This window comes from Thiohalobacter sp. IOR34, from assembly GCF_030406045.1.
Classification (GTDB): domain Bacteria; phylum Pseudomonadota; class Gammaproteobacteria; order Thiohalobacterales; family Thiohalobacteraceae.
Genome location: NZ_CP128988.1, coordinates 1,026,381 through 1,045,145 on the forward strand (window position 1 = coordinate 1,026,381; position 18,765 = coordinate 1,045,145).

Annotated in this window: 21 protein-coding genes; 11 read left to right on the forward strand and 10 right to left on the reverse strand. The window is 62.6% G+C overall.

Translation table 11 applies throughout. The features are described 5' to 3' along the window. The first annotated feature begins 364 nt into the window (after positions 1-364). Both QVG61_RS04730 and QVG61_RS04735 read left to right on the forward strand, forming a co-directional pair. On the forward strand, positions 365-1,528 hold the full coding sequence (locus QVG61_RS04730) for an RNA methyltransferase (RefSeq protein ID WP_289932192.1): 1,164 nt from the start codon (positions 365-367) through the stop codon (positions 1,526-1,528). Positions 1,529-1,578: 50 nt separating this feature from the next. Next, entirely contained in the window at positions 1,579-2,487 is a 909-nt protein-coding gene (locus tag QVG61_RS04735) for an amidohydrolase family protein (protein ID WP_289932718.1), read from the forward strand. Positions 2,488-2,563: 76 nt separating this feature from the next. Here QVG61_RS04735 and QVG61_RS04740 read toward each other — a convergent pair whose 3' ends face one another. Both QVG61_RS04740 and QVG61_RS04745 read right to left on the reverse strand, forming a co-directional pair. Further along, on the reverse strand, positions 2,564-2,803 hold the full coding sequence (locus tag QVG61_RS04740; RefSeq protein WP_289932193.1) for a hypothetical protein: 240 nt from the start codon (positions 2,801-2,803) through the stop codon (positions 2,564-2,566). Between the two features lie 634 nt (positions 2,804-3,437). After that, on the reverse strand, positions 3,438-4,793 hold the full coding sequence (locus QVG61_RS04745; protein WP_289932194.1) for an MFS transporter: 1,356 nt from the start codon (positions 4,791-4,793) through the stop codon (positions 3,438-3,440). 78 nt (positions 4,794-4,871) lie between these two features. On the opposite strand from QVG61_RS04745, the gene QVG61_RS04750 reads away from it, so the two are divergent. Together QVG61_RS04750 and rtcA are read left to right on the forward strand one after the other, a co-directional pair. Beyond that, the gene (locus QVG61_RS04750) at positions 4,872-5,402 is read left to right on the forward strand and encodes a THUMP domain-containing protein (protein ID WP_289932195.1); all 531 of its coding nucleotides are present in this window, start codon (positions 4,872-4,874) and stop codon (positions 5,400-5,402) included. 5 nt (positions 5,403-5,407) lie between these two features. Continuing rightward, positions 5,408-6,457, forward strand: coding sequence for an RNA 3'-terminal phosphate cyclase (gene rtcA, locus QVG61_RS04755; RefSeq protein WP_289932196.1), 1,050 nt, complete (start codon positions 5,408-5,410; stop codon positions 6,455-6,457). Here rtcA and QVG61_RS04760 read toward each other — a convergent pair. After that, the gene (locus QVG61_RS04760; protein WP_289932197.1) at positions 6,452-7,117 is read right to left on the reverse strand and encodes an HAD family phosphatase; all 666 of its coding nucleotides are present in this window, start codon (positions 7,115-7,117) and stop codon (positions 6,452-6,454) included. The genes rtcA and QVG61_RS04760 overlap by 6 nt on opposite strands. Before the next feature lie 63 nt (positions 7,118-7,180). Here QVG61_RS04760 and QVG61_RS04765 point away from each other — a divergent pair, with 63 nt between their 5' ends. Beyond that, a complete protein-coding gene (locus tag QVG61_RS04765; RefSeq protein ID WP_289932198.1) occupies positions 7,181-7,435 on the forward strand; it encodes a DUF504 domain-containing protein in 255 nt (84 codons plus the stop codon). A gap of 222 nt (positions 7,436-7,657) precedes the next feature. Here the strand turns inward: QVG61_RS04765 and QVG61_RS04770 are convergent, their stop codons facing one another. Then, on the reverse strand, positions 7,658-8,431 hold the full coding sequence (locus tag QVG61_RS04770) for a slipin family protein (RefSeq protein WP_289932199.1): 774 nt from the start codon (positions 8,429-8,431) through the stop codon (positions 7,658-7,660). After that, the gene (locus tag QVG61_RS04775) at positions 8,432-9,820 is read right to left on the reverse strand and encodes a nodulation protein NfeD (RefSeq protein ID WP_289932200.1); all 1,389 of its coding nucleotides are present in this window, start codon (positions 9,818-9,820) and stop codon (positions 8,432-8,434) included. Positions 9,821-10,335: 515 nt separating this feature from the next. Here QVG61_RS04775 and QVG61_RS04780 point away from each other — a divergent pair. Beyond that, a complete protein-coding gene (locus QVG61_RS04780) occupies positions 10,336-10,722 on the forward strand; it encodes a DUF3775 domain-containing protein (protein ID WP_289932201.1) in 387 nt (128 codons plus the stop codon). 274 nt (positions 10,723-10,996) lie between these two features. Here the strand turns inward: QVG61_RS04780 and QVG61_RS04785 are convergent, their stop codons facing one another. Then, positions 10,997-11,383 carry a DUF6763 family protein gene (locus QVG61_RS04785; protein ID WP_289932202.1) on the reverse strand — a complete coding sequence of 129 codons (387 nt, stop codon included), beginning with the start codon at positions 11,381-11,383 and terminating at the stop codon, positions 10,997-10,999. Positions 11,384-11,550: 167 nt separating this feature from the next. Between QVG61_RS04785 and fbp the strand changes: the two genes are divergently transcribed. Further along, complete coding sequence (gene fbp, locus QVG61_RS04790; protein WP_289932204.1) at positions 11,551-12,651, forward strand: fructose-1,6-bisphosphate aldolase/phosphatase; 1,101 nt, start codon at positions 11,551-11,553, stop codon at positions 12,649-12,651. Between the two features lie 2 nt (positions 12,652-12,653). On the opposite strand, the gene QVG61_RS04795 is transcribed toward fbp, so the two are convergent. The 4 genes from QVG61_RS04795 to QVG61_RS04810 all read right to left on the reverse strand — a co-directional run bounded on the left by QVG61_RS04795 (position 12,654) and on the right by QVG61_RS04810 (position 14,877). Next, positions 12,654-12,971, reverse strand: a complete 318-nt coding sequence (locus tag QVG61_RS04795; RefSeq protein WP_289932205.1) for a hypothetical protein — start codon at positions 12,969-12,971, stop codon at positions 12,654-12,656. After that, positions 12,964-13,122, reverse strand: a complete 159-nt coding sequence (locus tag QVG61_RS04800) for a hypothetical protein (protein WP_289932206.1) — start codon at positions 13,120-13,122, stop codon at positions 12,964-12,966. Before QVG61_RS04800 ends, QVG61_RS04795 begins: the two co-directional genes overlap by 8 nt. 707 nt (positions 13,123-13,829) lie before the next feature. Further along, positions 13,830-14,381, reverse strand: coding sequence for an HPF/RaiA family ribosome-associated protein (locus tag QVG61_RS04805; RefSeq protein ID WP_289932207.1), 552 nt, complete (start codon positions 14,379-14,381; stop codon positions 13,830-13,832). 46 nt (positions 14,382-14,427) lie between these two features. Next, complete coding sequence (locus QVG61_RS04810; protein WP_289932208.1) at positions 14,428-14,877, reverse strand: CBS domain-containing protein; 450 nt, start codon at positions 14,875-14,877, stop codon at positions 14,428-14,430. A gap of 516 nt (positions 14,878-15,393) precedes the next feature. On the opposite strand from QVG61_RS04810, the gene QVG61_RS04815 reads away from it, so the two are divergent. Genes QVG61_RS04815 through QVG61_RS04830 form a run of 4 tightly spaced genes read left to right on the forward strand, consistent with a single transcriptional unit; the run spans position 15,394 to position 18,732 of the window. Continuing rightward, a complete protein-coding gene (locus tag QVG61_RS04815) occupies positions 15,394-15,678 on the forward strand; it encodes an STAS domain-containing protein (RefSeq protein ID WP_289932209.1) in 285 nt (94 codons plus the stop codon). Between the two features lie 59 nt (positions 15,679-15,737). After that, on the forward strand, positions 15,738-16,100 hold the full coding sequence (locus QVG61_RS04820) for a response regulator (RefSeq protein WP_289932210.1): 363 nt from the start codon (positions 15,738-15,740) through the stop codon (positions 16,098-16,100). Between the two features lie 4 nt (positions 16,101-16,104). After that, on the forward strand, positions 16,105-18,168 hold the full coding sequence (locus QVG61_RS04825; protein WP_289932211.1) for a chemotaxis protein CheA: 2,064 nt from the start codon (positions 16,105-16,107) through the stop codon (positions 18,166-18,168). Positions 18,169-18,192: 24 nt separating this feature from the next. Then, on the forward strand, positions 18,193-18,732 hold the full coding sequence (locus QVG61_RS04830) for a chemotaxis protein CheW (protein WP_289932213.1): 540 nt from the start codon (positions 18,193-18,195) through the stop codon (positions 18,730-18,732). Positions 18,733-18,765: the final 33 nt, after the last annotated feature.

Consider the following 18,765-nt stretch of genomic DNA (forward strand, 5'->3'; position numbering starts at 1 on the left):
GGTTCGTGCTGTAATACAGGGACAATATAGCCATGAAAGGCCCCTTGGGCGGATTACAGTTTGTGCCTGTACGATTGACTCCGAGCATCGCGGCCTGGAGGCCGCTCCTACGGGTATGGCGGCACAATATGTTGTAGGAGCGGCCTCCAGGCCGCGATTGGTGTGGTGTTAAAGCCCTGGCCCGCATATTGCACGAAGGATTCGATCTCAGAACGCATCTGGCCGCGCATCCTGGTCGATCGGCGAAAAGCCATGGCTTGAGGCGGATCGCCCAGGATACGCGGCCCGATGCCGCCTGAATCGAACAGGCAGGGGTACGGCTGCAGGCAGGTTGCGCTCATGGCAGCACGGCACGGAGGATGGAATGGGTCGGCTCCGGCTTGCCTTCGCCAGGTCTGATGCGGCAGGTCTTCTCAGCGCCGCGCTGACGCTGATCTTGCTGATGTTGTCGGGGTGCGTTCCGCCGGATGACGAGGCGGCGCTGGTGCTGGAGGATCTGGCTGCGGGTGGGGGAGACAGCCGTCTCAAGAGGCGCACGCCGCATCCAACGCGCATGGCGCTAGAGTATGCGATAGCGGGGCGGAGCTACCGCGGTGACCTGTATCGCTCTGGTGAGCAGGCCCGCGCCGGTATCGTGCTGGTGCCGGGAGTAGCGGAGCGTGGCAAGGAGGATCCCCGCCTGGTGGCCTTTGCCAATACCCTGGCCCGGGCACGCTTCCTGGTGCTGGTTCCGGAGCTGCCCAACCTGCGCGCGCTCCGGGTCCGGGCCGGGGATGCGCAGGGTGTAGCAGATGCATTTTGTTATCTGCTGGCGCGCCAGGATTTCCCCGCCCCGGGTCGGGCCGGCATTGGCGCCTTCAGCTATGCAGTGGGACCAGCGGTGCTGGCGGCGTTGCGGCCCGAAATCAGGGATCGGCTGGATTTTCTGCTTGGGGTGGGCGGTTATTACGACCTGGAACGGGTTGTGACCTTTGCCACCACCGGTTATTCCCCTGACAACGGACAGTGGGACCGGCGAGAGACCAACCTTTATGGCAAGTGGGTGTTTGTGCTCAGCAACGTGGAGCTTCTCTCCGATCCGGAGGACCGGGAGGCGTTCCGCATCATGGCCCGGCGCAAACTGGCGGACCCGGGTGCCGCCATAGATGACCTGGTCGTACGCCTCACGGTGGAGGGGCGGGCACTGCTCGCGCTATTGGAAAACCGCGATCCGCAGCGGGTAGCGGCGTTGCTCGCGGATCTGCCTGCCGCGATCCGCGCCGAGATGGATGCGCTGAATCTCAGCAACAAGGATCTTTCCCGGCTGGAGGCGCGGCTGATCCTGCTCCATGGACGTGATGACGACATCATTCCCTACACGGAAAGCATGTCCCTGGCCGCCGCTGTGCCCAAGGGGCGTGCCGAACTGTTTGTCATCGATGGTCTCGCTCATGTCGATGTACGCCCCTTGGGGCTGGATCAGCGCAGCCTGTGGCGCGCGATCCGGATTCTGTTGGCGGAGCGGGATGGCCGCGGCGAGCACTCTTGAACGCCGGTTACACCGATATTCATGTGCATTGCGTACCCCGTAACGGGGCAGTGCGCTTCCGTGGCTGGCGCCGCCTGTTGTTGCCCTGGCTCGCGAGAAACGCTGCTGTCCAGGGCAGCGGCGCAGATGCCGCACGTGCCTACATGGATCGAATGGCTGGATACCTGCGCGCCGCCCGTCATGTGCGCCGTGCCGTCCTGCTGGCGCTGGACCGCGCCTACGATGCGCAGGGCGTACCCAGCTCTCGGCTGGATGGCTTCACGGTCTCCAACGGCGATGTGCGTGCCTGGTGCAACGAGGACCCGGAGCTGTTCCTGTTTGGCGCCTCGGTCCACCCCCATCGACAGGACGCCCTCGATGCCCTGCAGCGGGTCGCCGACCAGGGTGCCGTGCTGGTCAAGCTGATTCCCAACAGCCAGGGCATCGATCTTGCTGATCCCCGGCACCGTCCCTATTTGCGCAAGCTCAACGAACTGCGCCTTCCGCTGCTGTGTCATACCGGTATCGAGATCGTACTGCCGACGCAGTGGCAGGCCTGGGGCGATTTGGATCGGCTGCGCCCGGCCCTGGATGCCGGGGTGACGGTGATCGCCGCCCACGGTGGCTCCAGCGGCTGGTTCCACGACCGCCCCAGCCTGCGACGCTACGCCGCCTTGCTGGCGGCCTACCCCAACCTGTACGGCGATACGGCTGCGCTGGGGCTGGTCAACCGTATGGGGACGCTGCTCTGGTGGCGGGACCACGCCGGTGATTTTGGGCGGCTGCTGTTCGGTACGGATTATCCACTGCCGCTGTCCGTCCCCGCATGGCGGCCTTTTCTCGCTGCTGCGGACTACCGGCGCCTCAAACGTACAGGCAATCCATTCGATCGCATGGTGCTGCTGCTGGAGGCGCTGCAGATCCGACCGCCCGAAGATGGCTTCGAGGTGTTGCTGCGTTGCTTGGGGCGTTCTGAATGAGGCTTTGTTATCAATTATCTTGGTAACAGCCGCCCACCGGCACAGGCGCGTATAACCCTCTGATACCCGCCTGTGCTCAGCCCTGATAACAGGAGCCCTCTCGTATCCAGACGCCCCGTTCTTCACAGCGAAGCAGTTCATTTCCGCTGCAGACGTATTGGCCGACGCGGTAGACCTCGTTGTTGAAATAGCAGACTCCGCTTTCCAGTTCCAGATCGAGTGACAAGAAGTCGTCATCCGCTTCGTCGAAAATGGGCGAGTTTTTGAGTTCGGGGTCCGGGGCACCGACTTGTGGTGTCTTGCCGGGATCGGTCATGGCAGAGTCTCCCTCGAATGCTGGCAGAGCCAGGGCATCAAATATCGTGTGTCTTGTAGCGCGCCATCGCGCAGTTATTCCCTCTGGCGGACAGGTCGCTGTGAACAGGGCCCGGTCAGGTGGCCCTCACTCTATGAGTCTAGGAGTCTGTCGGACTCAGGACCAATCTACTGCGCTGATGGGAGAGGCGGCCAAAATTTCCCCGATTTCTCGTTGCGTAGGTCCACTATGCGCCTCGAAATCGTGAAAATTTGTGCTCGCTATCCCACCATGCTCGCTACGATTGCCTAAATCCGACAGACTCCTAGCCCGGATATTGCACCAAGGATTCGATTCTCAGGGCGGAGCTGGCAAAGCAGGTTGGTCGATCACCCGCAGAAGCATAGCCGTAGCTAGGGTTCAAGGGCGATCGGCCAGGATGCGCAGCCAGATGCGTCCTGACAAAATCGCCGGGAGCGATTTTGAACAGCCGCAAGGCTGGCCCGAAGGGCGGAGGGCAGGATGCCCGGAGTCAATCGAATAGGCACAAAGTGTACCCCGCCACGAGGGCCTATTTGTGGGCCTCCTGGACTTGTATGCCAGCCTGCACTCCGATCATGCGGGCCGCCTTGGTGCAATATCCGGGCTAGTCGATTCATCCATGCTTGCCACCTCCCGTCCCCGCGCCGGGGTGCCTGTCGGACGGCCGGTGCTGTTCGGCATCGCTGCGCGCCTGCTCCAGTTTCCGCGCGCAGCGTCGTCCCTCCTGGATGTCCACGAAATACAGCGTGATGGCGCCGCCCACGAACAGCAGCGCGAGGGAAAGCACTGCATGGCGGGGGTTGCCGGTGACGACACCAATCCAGCCCATGAGCAGCGGGCCGATGATGGCTGCAAATTTGCCCAGCATGTTGTAGAAGCCGAAGAACTCGGCCGTCTTGTCCGTAGGGATGAGCTGGGTGTAGAGCGAACGGCTGAGCGACTGTACGCCGCCCTGTACCAGGCCGATGGCGACGGCCAGAAGATAGAAATCGGTCACGCTGTCCATGACGAAGGCCCAGCCGCATACTCCCAGGTAGACACCGAGGCCAATGAAGATGCCGGTCTTGGCGCCCATTCTTTTCCCGATCCTGCCAAAGGCCAGCGCGGCTGGGAAACCCACCAGTTGGGTGATCAGCAGCGCCATGATCAGGCTATTGGCCCCAAAGCCCAGCGATAGACCATAATCCACCGCCATGCGCACGATGGTGTCGACGCCATCCATGTACATCCAGTATCCCAGCAGGAAGATGGCCACCACCCGCAGCTGCCGGATATCCCGGAAGGTGGTGCGAAGCTGGTCGAGGCCGGCGCCCAATGCGCCCTGCTTGGTGGCAGCGTTGCTGCCTTGCGGTTCCTCGACGAACAGAAAAAGCGGAATGGAGAACAGCGCCCACCAGGCGCCCACCAGTATGAAGGCCAGGCGCATTGCCTCACTGGCATCGGCCAGACCGAAATACTGCGGGTAGAGGGTCATGAGCACGCTCACCGCGAACAGCAGGCCGCCGCCCAGATAGCCGAGGGCATAGCCCAGGGCAGAAACGAGATCCACGTCCTGGTCACCGGCCACATAGGGTAGCAGGGCGTCATAGAAGATGTTGCCGGTGGAGAAGCCGATGAGGGCCAGCATGTACAGTGCCACGGCAAGCGCCCAATGGCCCGCGGCCACGAGTGGCAGCGATGTGGTCATGGCGATGCCCAGTATGGCGAACAGCAGCAGGAAGCGCTTGCGTGCGCCGGCCTGGTCGGCAATGGCGCCGAGCAAGGGAGCCAGCAATGCCACGATCAGGCTGGACAGGGAATTGACGGTGCCGAGGCGGAAGCTGCTGAGAGTGACATCCGCTGTTGGCCCCCAGTACTGTTTGAAGAGCACGGGGAAGAAGCCGGCTATCACAAGGGTGGAAAAGGCCGAATTGGCCCAGTCATAGAGAGCCCAGGAGACGACCACCTTGTTTTTGGAGGGATGCACCACGCGTCTTCCTCTTGTATGTGGCGGGTGAATCTCCTGCACTATACTTCATTCAGGCAGGACGACGTGGATGGGCCGGAAATGCTTGACTGGAATGTCATTGTCACTGTCCGGGAACATCAGTACAAGCATGCGCTCAGGCTGCTGGCGGACTGTGGCGGCGAAGTTGAGAAGACCGATTTCCTGAATGTGCTGGTGGTGAAGGTCGAGGACAGCCTGGGTTTTCTTGCCGCCCTGCACGCCGTGGCGGAGGCGCCCCGCTGCCTGGGCCGGGTGGTGCCGGTCGACAAGACCTTCTACTTCCAGTCGCCGCAGGAATTCGAGGACCGATCCAGGGCAGCAGTCCAATCCTGGGTGGATGATATTGCGGGCAAGACCTTTCATGTGCGCATGCATCGCCGCGGTTTCAAGGGGCGTCTGTCCAGCCAGCACGAAGAACAGTTTCTCGACCACTTTCTGTTGCAGTGTCTCGAGAAAAAGGGGCAAGGGGCGCATGTCGGTTTCGATGATCCCGATGTGATCATCGCCGTGGAGACGCTTGGTCAGCGTGCCGGACTGTCGTTATGGACGCGTGAGGCGCGGCAACGCTATCCGCTGCTGAAGCTGGACTGATCCGGATGTTGAGCATCGATGGGTCCATGGGCGAAGGGGGCGGGCAGGTCCTGCGCAGCGCCCTGTCGCTCTCTCTCTGCCTGCAACGGCCAGTCCGCATTCGCAACATCCGTTCCAGACGCCGTCATCCGGGATTGCAGCCGCAGCACCTGGCCGCCGTGCGAGCGGCGGCGGCAGTCGGTCAGGCCCGGGTGGAAGGGGCCGAGCAGGGTTCACGGGAACTGCTGTTCGTGCCGCAGGCTGTCCAGACTGGTGACTATCGTTTTGACATCGGTACCGCCGGCAGCACCGGCCTGGTGCTGCAAACCATCCTGCCGGCCTTGTTGCTGGGCAACGGGGATTCGGAGGTGCAGCTGATCGGCGGTACCCACAACCCCCTTGCCCCGTCATATGATTTTCTGCGCCTCGCCTTCCTGCCACTGCTGGAAAGGATGGGGGCCAGGGTTACGCTGCAGTTGGAACGCCATGGCTTCTATCCCGCCGGCGGGGGGCGGGTGCGACTGCGCGTCTCGCCGGTGAGCGCTCTGCGGCCCTTGTGGCTGCTGGAACGCGGTCGGGTGCTTGACTGTCTTGCCCGGGTGCTGCTTGCCAATCTGCCGACGCACATTGCCGAGCGGGAGTTGCGGGTCATCGGCCGGCGCCTGGGAATCGGCGAAGACCGGCAGACTCTCATCCTTGCCTCGGAGGCCAGGGGGCCGGGCAATGCCGTGATGGTGGTGGTCAGGAGTGAACGGGTCACCGAGGTGTTCAGTGGCTTCGGACAGCGCGGGGTGAGCGCGGAGGTTGTTGCCGGCAGGGTCGTGAAGGCGGTGCGGCACTATCTGCATGCAGACGTGCCGGTCGGCGAAAACCTGGCCGACCAGCTGTTGCTTCCCCTGGTCCTGGCGGGTGGTGGCGGCTTCACGACATTGCCGCCGAGCCGGCATACGTTGACCAACCTTCGGGTGCTGCAGCAGTTTATGGATCTCGAGGTCGCCTGTGAGCCGCTGAGCGAGGTCCGCTGGCGCATTGTGTTGAATGTGCCTGCGGGTCCCCTGGCACGGACGACCTCATGAGCGGCGGGCCGCGATCTCGTCATCCGGCGCTGCGCCCAGCAGCCGCTGCACGAGGGACTCAAAGGCGGCGCGGCCGCTGAACAGCCAGGTCTGCAGCCCACGGCTGCGGGCGCGCTGCAGGTTTCCCGGATCGTCATCGATGAACAGCGCCTGTTGAGGTTCCAGCCCCAGTTCGGCGACAACATCGTCGAACAGCGAAGGGTCGCGTTTGCCCTTGCCCAGGTAATAGCTGTTGAAGACATGGTCGAAGAAGTCCTTGAAGTGGTAGCGGGCATCGAGTTCGTCCAGCCAGTGGGTCTGGTCGCTGAGGATGGCGGTGGTATAGCCCCGTGACCGCAGCCTGGCCACCTTGTCCAGTATCCAGGGACGGACCACGAAGCCTGACAGTATGGCTCCGGTCAGTTCCTCGTCCGTACCGCGCAGACCGGTGCGTTTGCGCAACAGTTCCCAGAAATCCGCGGCACTGCCCCGGCCAACGACGAAACCGGAGTCGTAGACGGCTTCCATGCCGGCCTGTGGCAGCCGCTCGGCATCCAGCCCCTGCTGCTCGGCCAGTGCCCGCAGTCCGTTGCGAAAGCCCTCTTCGGCGATCACCCCGCCAAAGTCGAAGAGTAGGGCACGAATCTTGCCATTATTGCCCTGTTCCATCTTGCGTTGCATATTTCGTCAGCTGTGCTGCAATTCCGCTAATATCCAATCAGTCGCAGACTGAAACAGACCGCCATGATACCCATCCACGAGTTGCTCAGCCGCATCCGTTGGGACAAGGAATTCGCCCGGGGTGAGTTCAAGATCGGCTACTACGACCGGCTTGCGGACCGTATCATCCAGGTACCCTTCACGGACCTGGTCTTTCCGAAGGACGATCACTTCGCCTTTCTGATCTGGGATGAGGACGGCGAGGTGCATTCGATTCCTTACCACCGGGTCAGGGAAGTATACAAGGACGGTCGACTCATCTGGCACCGCAAACTCTGATCAATTGACTTGGCCGCCAGGGCGCCAACAACGCCAAGTTGCTATTTATCGAATTCATGAAGCTTTCTTGGCGCCTTGGCGGCTTGTAACCAGGGTTAATAACGCCACGCCAATCGCGGCCTGGAGGCCGCTCCTACAACATATTGTGCCGCCACGCCCCGTAGGAGCGGCCTCCAGGCCGCGATCCCCGGCGGGTCCAGGCATGCCATCATCCGGGCTAGATCAGCCTGACGGGGATTCGTCCTTGTCCTTGAGCCTGTCCAGCAAAGGCTCGATGAGATCCAGGGGCATGGGAAAGACGATGGTGGAATTCTTGTCGCCGGCGATTTCGGTGAGGGTCTGCATATAGCGCAGCTGCAGGGCCTGGGGTTCCCTGGCCAGGGTGTGGGCCGCTTCGCGCAGCTTCTCCGAGGCCTGCATCTCGCCCTCGGCATGGATGACCTTGGCGCGGCGGGTTCGTTCCGCCTCCGCCTGGCGGGCCATGGCGCGGATCATGGTTTCGTCCAGATCCACGTGTTTCAGTTCCACGTTGCTGACCTTGATGCCCCAGGCATCGGTCTGGGCGTCGAGGATCGCCTGGATGTCGGTGTTGAGCTGGTCGCGGGCGGCCAGCATATCGTCCAGTTCATGCTGACCCAGCACCGAGCGCAGGGTGGTCTGCGCCAGCTGGCTGGTGGCCTCGTAGTAGTTCTCGACGTTGATGATCGCGTCCTTGGGGTTGAGGACGCGAAAGTAGATCACCGCGTTGACCTTTACCGACACATTGTCGCGGGAGATGACGTCCTGGCTGGGCACGTCCATGACGATGGTGCGCAGATCCACCCGCACCATGACCTGGACCAGGGGGATGACGAAGATCAGCCCCGGCCCCTTGACCTTCCAGTAGCGGCCCAGCATGAAGATGACCCCGCGCTCGTACTCGCGCAGGATGCGGATGGCGGACAGCAGCAGGATAAGCACGAAACCGCCGATGATATATCCAAGGTATGCAAGCATTTACTTATCCTCTTCCGTTCGTTTCGGTTCCGGTACGACCCACAGGGTCAGCCCGTCCATGCCGGTGATGCGCACCCGTTGACCCTTGCGCAGTGGGGTGGAGGTGCGCGCCTGCCACAACTCGCTGTGGGCGCGGACCCTGCCGCGTTCATCGAAATCCTCCAGGACCTCGGCGACGCTGCCCACCATTTCCTCCTGGCCGGTGACCACCGGCCGCCGCCGTGCCTTGATGGCCATGCCCAGGATGATGACGAACAGGCCGGCGCTGAGCAGGGCGAAGGCAGCGATCAGCGGCAGGGAGATACCGAAACCCGGCACCTCGGTGTCGATGAGGATCAGTGAGCCGATGACGAAGGCCGCCACCCCGCCGATGCCGAGGGCGCCGAAGCTGGGGGCGAAGGCCTCCGCCACCATCAAGGCGATGCCGAGCAGGATCAGGGCCAGGCCGGCGTAGTTGATGGGCAGCACCTGAAAGGCGAACAGGGCCAGCAGCAGGCAGATGGCGCCGAACACGCCGGGAACGACGGCGCCGGGGTTGGAGAACTCGAAAATCAGGCCGTAGATGCCGAGGAGCATCAGGATGTAGGCCACATTGGGGTTGGTGATCACGGCCAGCAACTGGCTGCGCCAATCCGGTTCCGTGTGGAGCAGGATCAGGCCTGCCGTGTGCAGAACCACATCCCTGCCCATCACCGTCACCTTGCGTCCGTCCAGCTTCTGCAGCAGATCGGCCATGTCGTTGGCCATCAGGTCGATGACACCCAGCTCCAGGGCCGCTCCGGCCTCCAGACTGGCGGCCTCACGCACGGCCTGTTCCGCCCAGTCGGCATTGCGCCCGCGCAGCCTGGCCAGGCCACGGATGTAGGCCACTGCATCGTTCACCGCCTTGCGGTTCATGGCATCCCCTTCGGCTGGTGCCCTGGCCCCGGGTTCCGCCTCTCCCTCCCGCGGTTGCTTTTCGGGTGCGGAGGGCGAAGGCGGCGTGCCCAGCGGGGCCATCTGCACCGGCGTGGCGGCCCCCAGGTTGGTGGCCGGCGCCATGGCCGCCACATGGCTGGCATAGAGAATATAGGTGCCGGCGCTGGCAGCCCGGGCGCCGCTGGGATAGATGTAGCTCACCACCGGGATCGGCGAGGCCAGGATGTCCTGGATGATGTCGCGCATGGCGGTGTCCAGGCCGCCCGGCGTATCCAGACGCAGCACGATGAACTGGGCCCCCTCCCTGACCGCCTTGGCCAGGGCCCGGTTCAGATAGTCGCTGGTGGCCGGGCCGATGGGGCCCTCGATATCCAGCCGCATGGCGTGATCACCCGGGGTGAACGGTAACTGGGCCGCCAGCCACAGGGGCAAGAGCAGCAGCGCATAACCCAGCCGCCGCAGTCCACGCATGGAAGGGTGAACATCCATGATCTATAGTCTAGCTCGTATATTGCACCAAGGCGGCTGGCATGAATGGGGTTCGAGCCGTAATCCAAGGACGCCATGGCCATGAAAGGCCCTCCGGGGGGTTACGGTTTGCGCCTATTCGATGTCAGGCCGACTCTGGCGGCGCATCCTGGGCGATCCCCCTCAAACCATAGCGACGGCTATGGTTTTTCGGACGATCGCCCAACCTGCTTTGCCAGTCTCGCCCTGAGCATCGAATCCTTGGTGCAATATCCGGGCTAGCAGCCTGTCGGACTTAGGCGATCGTAGCGAGCAGGGTGGGAGAACGAGAACGAATCTTCACGATTTCGAGGCGCATAGTGGGCACTACGCAACGAGAAATCGGGGAGATTCGGGCCGCTCTCCCACCCGCGCAGTAGATCAGTCCTGAGTCCGACAGGCTGCTAGTACTCTTTCACGGTGATATTTCAGGCCCTGGAGGAATCCCGGTTGGCCTGCATTGGGGCAGATCAGCAGCCATGTTGGACATCAACCCTGAAACCGTATGCTTCATTATTGCCAAGGCACATGAATTTCATGCCAAAGAGCAGGTCGTCATACCGGAGGAACCCCTGAGTCCGAGCGACGATTGGGCGCTGCAGGTGTTGGCCGATCACGCTGATGATCTCACCTATCGGGAGCTGAAATCGACCATCGACGACCTGGAACCGGATCAGCAGGCCACGCTGGTGGCGCTGATGTGGCTGGGACGCGGGGATTTCGGCATCGATGAGTGGGAATCCGCGCTGCAGCAGGCGCAGGAAAGCCTGAATGAATGCACGCTGGCCTACCTCATTGCCACGCCCCTGCTGGCTGATTACCTGCAGGAAGGGTTGTTCCAGTTCGGTTATTCCTGCGAAGAGTAACTCGCGCGCCACCCCTTGAGCCATTTTTCAACGCCGTATCGTGCCGTCAGAGGGTTTTTCAACAGCCTGCCAGGACCACACCAATCGCGGCCTGGAGGCCGCTCCTACAACATAATTGTGCCGCCACGCCCCGTAGGAGCGGCCTCCAGGCCGCGATACCCGGAGTCAATCGAATAGGCACAAAGTCTACCAGATCGCTTTCTGACGACCTGGTTTGGCGCCATGGAGCGCGAAGTCGATCAGTGACAGGCTGGCCTGATCCGGCCGGAGGTCATCATTCGCCTTCCCAGGGTTCCTCTTTGGGGCGGCCTAGACCCCAGTCGTCTTCGGTCTCCTCGGCTTCCTCGGAGATCAGGCCCTGGCCGGGACTTTTGAACTCTTGCAGCGATTCCGACCAGTCCTCGGGCTGCGTATCGGTAATCGACTCGCCCAGGTCATCCACTTCGACAACATCGAACGGTCCGGACCAGTTCTCGGGCGCTTCGACAGGCTCGATGTCGAGTTCGTACCAGGTATCCAGGCCGAGCTCTTCCAGATCCCCGTCGAAATGCTGGATTTCTACTACACCGGCATCCTCGTCGATAGCCACCACCCGGAATTTCTGGCCTTTAGCCGGGTATTGGTACCAATTGCGCAGGATTGGGTCTGCATCCGTAGCCATCTCAACCCACCTCCCTCTGAATCCAAGCATCCTCATTGATCAATCTAGCACATGCAGTGCATGGAGGGCTGTTTGGCCAGGCTGGCATCCTTGCTTGTTTGGACCATACTTTCAGCAGGGTCAGAGGGGCTGGTTTCCTCCAAATACGGCATGCGAGGTGCAGAATCATGAAGATCACACTGAGTGTCATCAAGGCCGATATCGGCTCGATCGGGGGGCATATCCGACCTTCCCAGCGTCTGATCGGCGCTGTTCGATCCCATATCATGCAACATGGCAACGATATGTTGCGCGACAGCCATGTCAGCTCCACCGGGGACGACATCGCCATTCTGATGGCGCATGAGCGGGGGCCGGGTGACGAGGAAATCCACCGGCTCGCCTGGGAAGCCTTTCTTGCCGGGACGGCAGTGGCCCAGGAACAGGGGTTGTACGGTGCCGGGCAGGATCTTCTCAAGGACGCCTTTTCCGGCAATGTCCGCGGCATGGGACCGGCGGTCTGCGAGTTCGAATTCGACGAGCGGCCCAGCGAACCCTTTCTGTTTTTTGCAGCCGACAAGACGGACCCTGGTGCCTACAATCTGCCGCTGTACCTTGCCTTTGCAGACCCGATGAACACGCCGGGCCTGATGCTGGCCCCCTCGATGACCGCCGGTTTCCGCTTCGTCATCATGGACGTCAACCACACCGAGGGCGACCGCATAATAGAACTGGAGGCGCCGGAGGATCTGTACGACATCGCGGTCCTGCTGCGCGACACCGAGCGCTATGTGGTGGAGTCGATCTGGTCGCGGGCCAGTGGCGAGCAGGCCGTGACGGTTTCCACCTCGCGCCTGCACAACATCGCCGGCAAGTACACCGGCAAGGACGATCCGGTGATGCTGGTGCGCGTCCAAAAGGATTTTCCGGCTACTGGCGAGATTCTGGCACCCTATGCCATCGGGCCCTATGTGGCCGGCTGCATGCGCGGCTCGCACCAGATGCCGCTGATGCCGGTGCCGCGCAATTCGGACATCAGTTATTTCGATGGACCGCCAGTAGTCAGCTGTACCGCCTTTTCCATGCATGATGGCAAGTTTACGGAACCGGTGGATGCCTTCGCGCATCCATTCTGGGACAAGGTGCGCGACAGGGTGGCGGACAAGGCCATCGATATGCGCCGCCAGGGCTTCTTCGGCGCGGCCATGCTGCCGATGTCGGAACTGGAATACACCGGTATCATGGAAAAACTGCAGGTACTGGACGGCCGTTTCCGGCTGCGTGACTGAATTCAGGCGGGAAAGCGGATGCCGATGCTGGGCGCCGGGCTCTGGATGTGCACCTCGGCACCGGCAGCGGCCTCGATCAGCTCCGCGATCTCGGCCAGGCCGCGAATCTCCGCGACCTGGCCCAGCAGCTCGCTGCCGCCGGTGATATCCAGTTGTCCGCTCCGTTCCAGGCCCGGCGGCGAGAGGTGAACGAGCAGGGCATGGTGATAATCCGCGGGCAGCTGCAGCTCGACGGCATGCCGCTGGCGGAGCAGGGCCTGCGCCTCGAGGCTGCTTTGCGCCCCTTCCCAGAGCAGATGGATGTCCCGCCGCTCAACCATGGCAGCTTGACCTCATGCGGGATCTGTCGACTGCCGGGCCGCCGTCGAAATCAACGACCGATTGCGTGCCGCTCAGGACGCGCACGAAGCTCGCCTCGCAGGTGTAGATCATCGGCATTGCCTGGGCCAGGCCGGCCGCCATGAGCAGCAAGGCCCCGCCTATTGTGGTTACGGATCTTTTCCCGGGTTGTTCAGGGACGCTGCGCATCAGTCTGTTCCCCCTGGGGGCTGTTATTATTGCACCAAGCCGGGCCGCATGATCGGCGTGCAGGCTGGTAAACGGGTCGGGAACTCGTAACCCGGCTTTGTGCCTGTTCGGTCGACTCCGGGCATTGCCCGCCGTGGATCCCCCGATCGCGGCCTGGAGGCCGCTCCTACGTGGCATGGCGGCACAATGTGTTGTCGTAGGAGCGGTCTCCCGGCCGCGATCGGGGCGCAAGGGGTACCCGCCATCCTGCCACCCCTCGCCCACGGAGCCTGCCTTGGTGAAATATCCGGGCTGGGGCCTGTTAACACCACCCCAATCGCGGCCTGGAGGCCGCTCCTGCGGCAAATCATGCCGCCCGGCCCTTGTAGGAGCGGCCTCCCGGCCGCGATCCCCGACAGACTCCTAGCCTGGATATTGCGCCAAGGATTCGATTCTCAGGGCGGAGCCGGCAAAGCAACTTGGCCGATCGCCCGCAGAAGCATAGCCGTAGCTATGGTTCAAGGGGGGCGGCCAGGATGCGCAGCCAGATGCGCCCTGAAATCGAATAGGCACAACCCGTACCCCGCCGTGAGGAGCCATTTGCGAGCCTCCCGGCCTTGTATGCCAGCCTGCACTTCAATCATGCGGGCCGCCTAGGCGCAATATCCGGGCTAGGCGCCCTTGACGTGTACCGTACTCGCCTGGGGGCCCTGTTCGCCGGCTTCCTCGCAGAAGATCACGCGCATGCCGATCTCCAGTCTGTCGAAGTCGGCATCGATGACGCTGTTGCGGTGGAAGTAGATCTCCCGTCCGTCGGGCGTCTCGATCATGCCGTAATCCTGCTCCGGGTGCAGCTGGCTGATACGCCCCTCGGGTGGCGGTTCATGGTGCTTGACCTTGCCCTTGCGGCGCCGCACGTAGTCTTCCAGTTCCCGGCGCATGGAATCGAAGGCATCGCGCACGGCGACATAGGCGTCCTCGTGGGCGTGGTTCTTTCCCGGGTCCTGGCTCACCGCCAGCTCGGTGCCGGGCACTGTGAGATCGATCTTCACCTGGTAGAGGTTGCCCTGGCGGTGGTGCTTGTGCTGGGGGCCGACCACCACCCGGCAGCTCATGATGTTCTCGCAGACCTGATCCAGTTTGGCGGCATGCTTGCGGATGTCGGCCTCGAGTGCCTCTGAGGGCGGCATGTGTCGGAATGTGATCTGCAATGGCAACTGCATGGAGAGGTCTCCTCTGCTATCCGTGGGTCGGGGTCGTCGTCGGCGTTCAGGCGCGGGTCAGCCGTTCGCGGCGCTGCTCCCGCCCGATCAGGCCGGCCAGATCGGCCATCTCTTCGGCGAGCAGCTCGATCAGATCGTCCAGGGTGATCAGCCCCTGGAGTGCGCCCTGTTCATCCACCACCGGCATGCGGCGCACGCCGTAGGCACGCATCCGTCGCACCACGTCCGCGACCTCCTCGTCTTCCCGCGCAGTCTTCAGTTTGAAACTCATGATGTCACCGACCGTGACAGTGTCGATATCGACCTCCTCGGCAAGGATCTCGATCACGATGTCGCGGTCGGTAAGGATGCCGACCGGGATCTGTTCGCTGCCCTCGGCCTCGATCACCACCAGGGCACCCACGTGCTGATCGCGCATCAGTTTCACGGCGGTGGAGATGGATTCCTCACGGGTGACCACGATCACCTCGCGGTTGCAGAATTCACCGATCGGCATGACTGGTTCCTCCCTGTTGCGGCCCTTGGCCAGGTATCGCGACGCGCGTCCGTCGGGGCGGGTTCATATCCATGAAGAATAGCCGTTTCCCCCGGTTTTGCTGGGTGTCAGCCCCTCGGTAACGGCCTGTATCTGATCATATGGCGGCCGCTGCAGGCCGTCTCAAGGTGGGAGGCTGTCTGGCCGGGCAGGTTGCCGGCGTCAGATCCTGGAGGGCGGATTGCCGACGTCAGAATTCCGGCGCGCCGGTCTCTCCCTCACCAACGATCCTGAGCTCGAATCCGCCAGTGCTCCCGGACCGCGTTGATCGGCAAGGCGTTTTTCCTATATTCCTGTTTTTGATCCGGTTTCTGCGCCTGGCAGGTATGCATTTTGCAGCCTTAGCCTCGCTAGCCGCGCCACCGCGGCGGGAAGGGTCGGCCCTGACAGACGCCTCAAGTATTCGGTGCCCAGGGTCGCTAGATCTACAACGCAGGTTGGGTGATCAGATGTCGGAAAGCATTGAGGATGGACGTGATGAATGACAGGGAGCAGGTCAAGGTGGTCTTCGAGGCAGTCATCGACATAGCCATGGTCAACGATCTCAAGGGGCGGCTGGCGGAATATGTCTCCGGCCCGGCGCCCTTGCTCCTCGATGGCAGCGAGGTGCAGCGCGTCGACGCGGCGGGTCTGCAGCTGCTCTGTGCCTTCATCCAGACTGCAATCGGTTCCGGTACGCAACTCGGCTGGGCGGATGTCTCCGAACCGCTGCGCGAGGCCGCGCGCCTGACCGGTCTGGAGACCGGCCTGGCAATGAACTAGGCGAGCTGTGCGGGACCCGTACTTTTTTATGATGAAAGGGACAATGGAGTAGAGGCGATATGGCAACGATACTCGCAGTAGACGATTCGGCATCGATGCGACAGATGGTGGCTTTCACCCTGAAGCAGGCCGGCCACGAGGTGGTCGAGGCGGAGGATGGCCAGAAGGCGCTGATGGCGGCCAAGGGCAAGGCGTTCAATCTGGTGATCTCGGACGTGAACATGCCGGTCATGGACGGCATCACCCTGATCCGCGAACTGCGCAGTCTGCCGAGCTACAAGTACACGCCGATCCTGATGTTGACCACCGAATCCGGCGGTGACAAGAAGCAGGAGGGCAAGGCTGCGGGTGCCACTGGCTGGATCGTCAAGCCGTTCAATCCGGAGCAACTGCTGTCGACGGTCAAGCGCGTGCTGGGATAGGCCCATGTCCATCGATATGAGCCAGTTCCACCAGGTGTTCTTCGAGGAGAGCTTCGAAGGGCTGGAAAACATGGAATCCGCGCTGCTCAGCCTGGGCCAGGGAGAGGCCGATCCGGAGCTGATCAACACCATCTTCAGGGCCGCCCATTCCATCAAGGGTGGCAGCGGCACCTTCGGCTTCACCGAGATCGCCGAGTTCACCCACGTCATGGAGACCCTGCTCGACGAGATGCGCGATGGTCGGCGCGAGGTGACCGGCGAGGCGGTGGATCTGCTGCTCGAATCCGTGGACGTGGTACGCGACATGCTGGCCGCGGTACGCGATGGTCTGGATCCCGAGCGGGAGCGAATCGCCGCCGCCAAGTCCTCGCTCGATGCCCTGCTCAGCGGCGGAAGCGGTGACCAGCCGGCACAGTCGCCGCTGGCGGAGGCCGAGGCGGTTCAGCCGGGTGGCAAGGGCTGGCGGATCCGCTTCAGGCCCTATCCGCATCTGATGCAGACCGGCAACGATCCGGTGCGCATGTTCCGCGAGCTGGCAACGCTTGGCGAACTGCAGGTCGAGGTCGACATCTCCGGTCTGCCGGCCTTCGAGGACCTGTTGCCCGAAGAGGCCTATCTGAGCTGGACGTTGACCCTCCAGGGCGAGGTGCAACGGCAGCAGATCGACGAGATCTTCGAGTGGGTCGATGGTGACTGCGAGTTGCATGTCGAAGCGCTGGCCGAGGAACAGCCCGAAGAGAGCGAGGCGGCCGCATCGACGGCGCCGGCTGGGGAAACCGCGGCATCGGCCGACAGGCAGCCCGCCACGGCCCGTGGCGCGGGCCGCAGCAAGCCGTCCGCCAGCGAGAGCAGCTCGATCCGGGTCGGTATCGACAAGATCGATGCCCTGATCAATATCGTCGGTGAACTGGTCATCACCCAGTCCATGCTCGGTCAGGTCGGCAGGGGCGATTTCGAGTCCTTCGACCATGTCGCCTTCGAACGGCTACGTGACGGACTGGCGGATCTGGAACGCAATACCCGGGAGCTTCAGGAGGGCGTGATGCGCATCCGCATGCTGCCGATCAGTTTCTCCTTCAACCGCTTCCCGCGCCTGGTGCACGACCTGAGCCAGAAGCTCGGCAAGAAGGTCGAACTGCGTCTCTCTGGTGAACAGACCGAACTCGACAAGACGGTGCTGGAGAAGATCGGCGACCCCCTGGTGCATCTGGTGCGTAATTCGATGGATCACGGCATCGAGACGCCCGAGGCGCGGCAGGCGGCAGGCAAGCCGGAGACCGGGGTGCTGCATCTGAATGCCTACCACCAGGGCGGCAATATCGTCATCGAAATTTCCGACGACGGTGCCGGATTCAACCACGAAAAGATCCGTGCCAAGGCCGTGGAGCGCGGCATCATCGGTGAGGACGAGGAGCTGAGCGAGGAGGAGATCGGCGATCTCATCTTCCAGCCGGGCTTTTCGACGGCAGACGAGATAAGCGACGTCTCCGGGCGCGGCGTGGGCATGGACGTGGTGCGGCGCAACATCAAGGACCTGGGAGGCACCGTAGAGGTCAGCTCGCGGCCCGGCGAGGGTACCACCTTCACCATCCGCCTGCCGCTGACCCTGGCGATCCTCGACGGCCAGCTGGTCCAGGTCGGTGACCAGATCTACATCATTCCGCTGGTCTCCATCGTCGAATCGCTGCAGATCGAGCCGCGCCGGCTGAATTCCGTCGCTGGCCAGGCGGATGTCTACAATCTGCGCGACGAGTATGTCCCGGTGATCAATCTGCATGATCTGTTCGATGTGGAGGCGCGCAGCGGCGACTTTGCGGAAAGCCTGCTGGTGGTGGTCGAAGGCACCAGCGGTCGTGTCGGGCTGGTGATCGACGACCTGCTCAGCCAGCAGCAGGTGGTGATCAAGAGTCTGGAGAGCAATTTCAGGCCAGTCGAGGGACTGTCCGGTGCAACCATCCTGGGAGACGGCACCGTGGCCCTGATCATCGACGTGGCCGGTCTGATCGAACTGGGCAGGAACCGCCCGGGCAGCGGTCGCCTGCATCTGCTGAAGGGCGATGCAGCCTAGCCCTGGCATCATGGGAGAGAAAACATGAATACGGCACAACAGCTGGAAGACGGTTTCCAGGACGAGGGCAGCTCGCCCGGTGTCGCGCAGTACCTGACCTTTATCCTCGCTGGCGAGGAATATGGCGTGGATATCCTGCGGGTGCAGGAGATCAAGGGCTGGGAACGGGTCACGCCGATCCCCAACACGCCGGAATTCATCAAGGGCGTGATCAACCTGCGAGGCACCATCGTGCCGATCATCGATCTGCGTCAGCGCTTCGGCCTGGAATGGAAGGAATACGGCAAGACCACGGTGGTGATCGTGCTCAAGGTCAGGCACGAGGAACGGGAACGCACCATGGGCATCGTGGTCGATGCGGTCTCCGAGGTCTATGACGTGCAGCCCGAGGAGACCAAGCCGACGCCGGATTTCGGCGGCGTGGTCGACACCGATTCGGTCAAGGGCCTGGCTACGGTAGACGGGAAGATGATCATCCTGCTGGACATCGATCATCTGATCAATGCCGGCGTACTGGAACATCTGGGCGGTATGGGCGAGGAGGCTGCAGACTCGGCATCGTGAGCCGGTTTTCGCAGCGGATATCAGGAGCAAAGC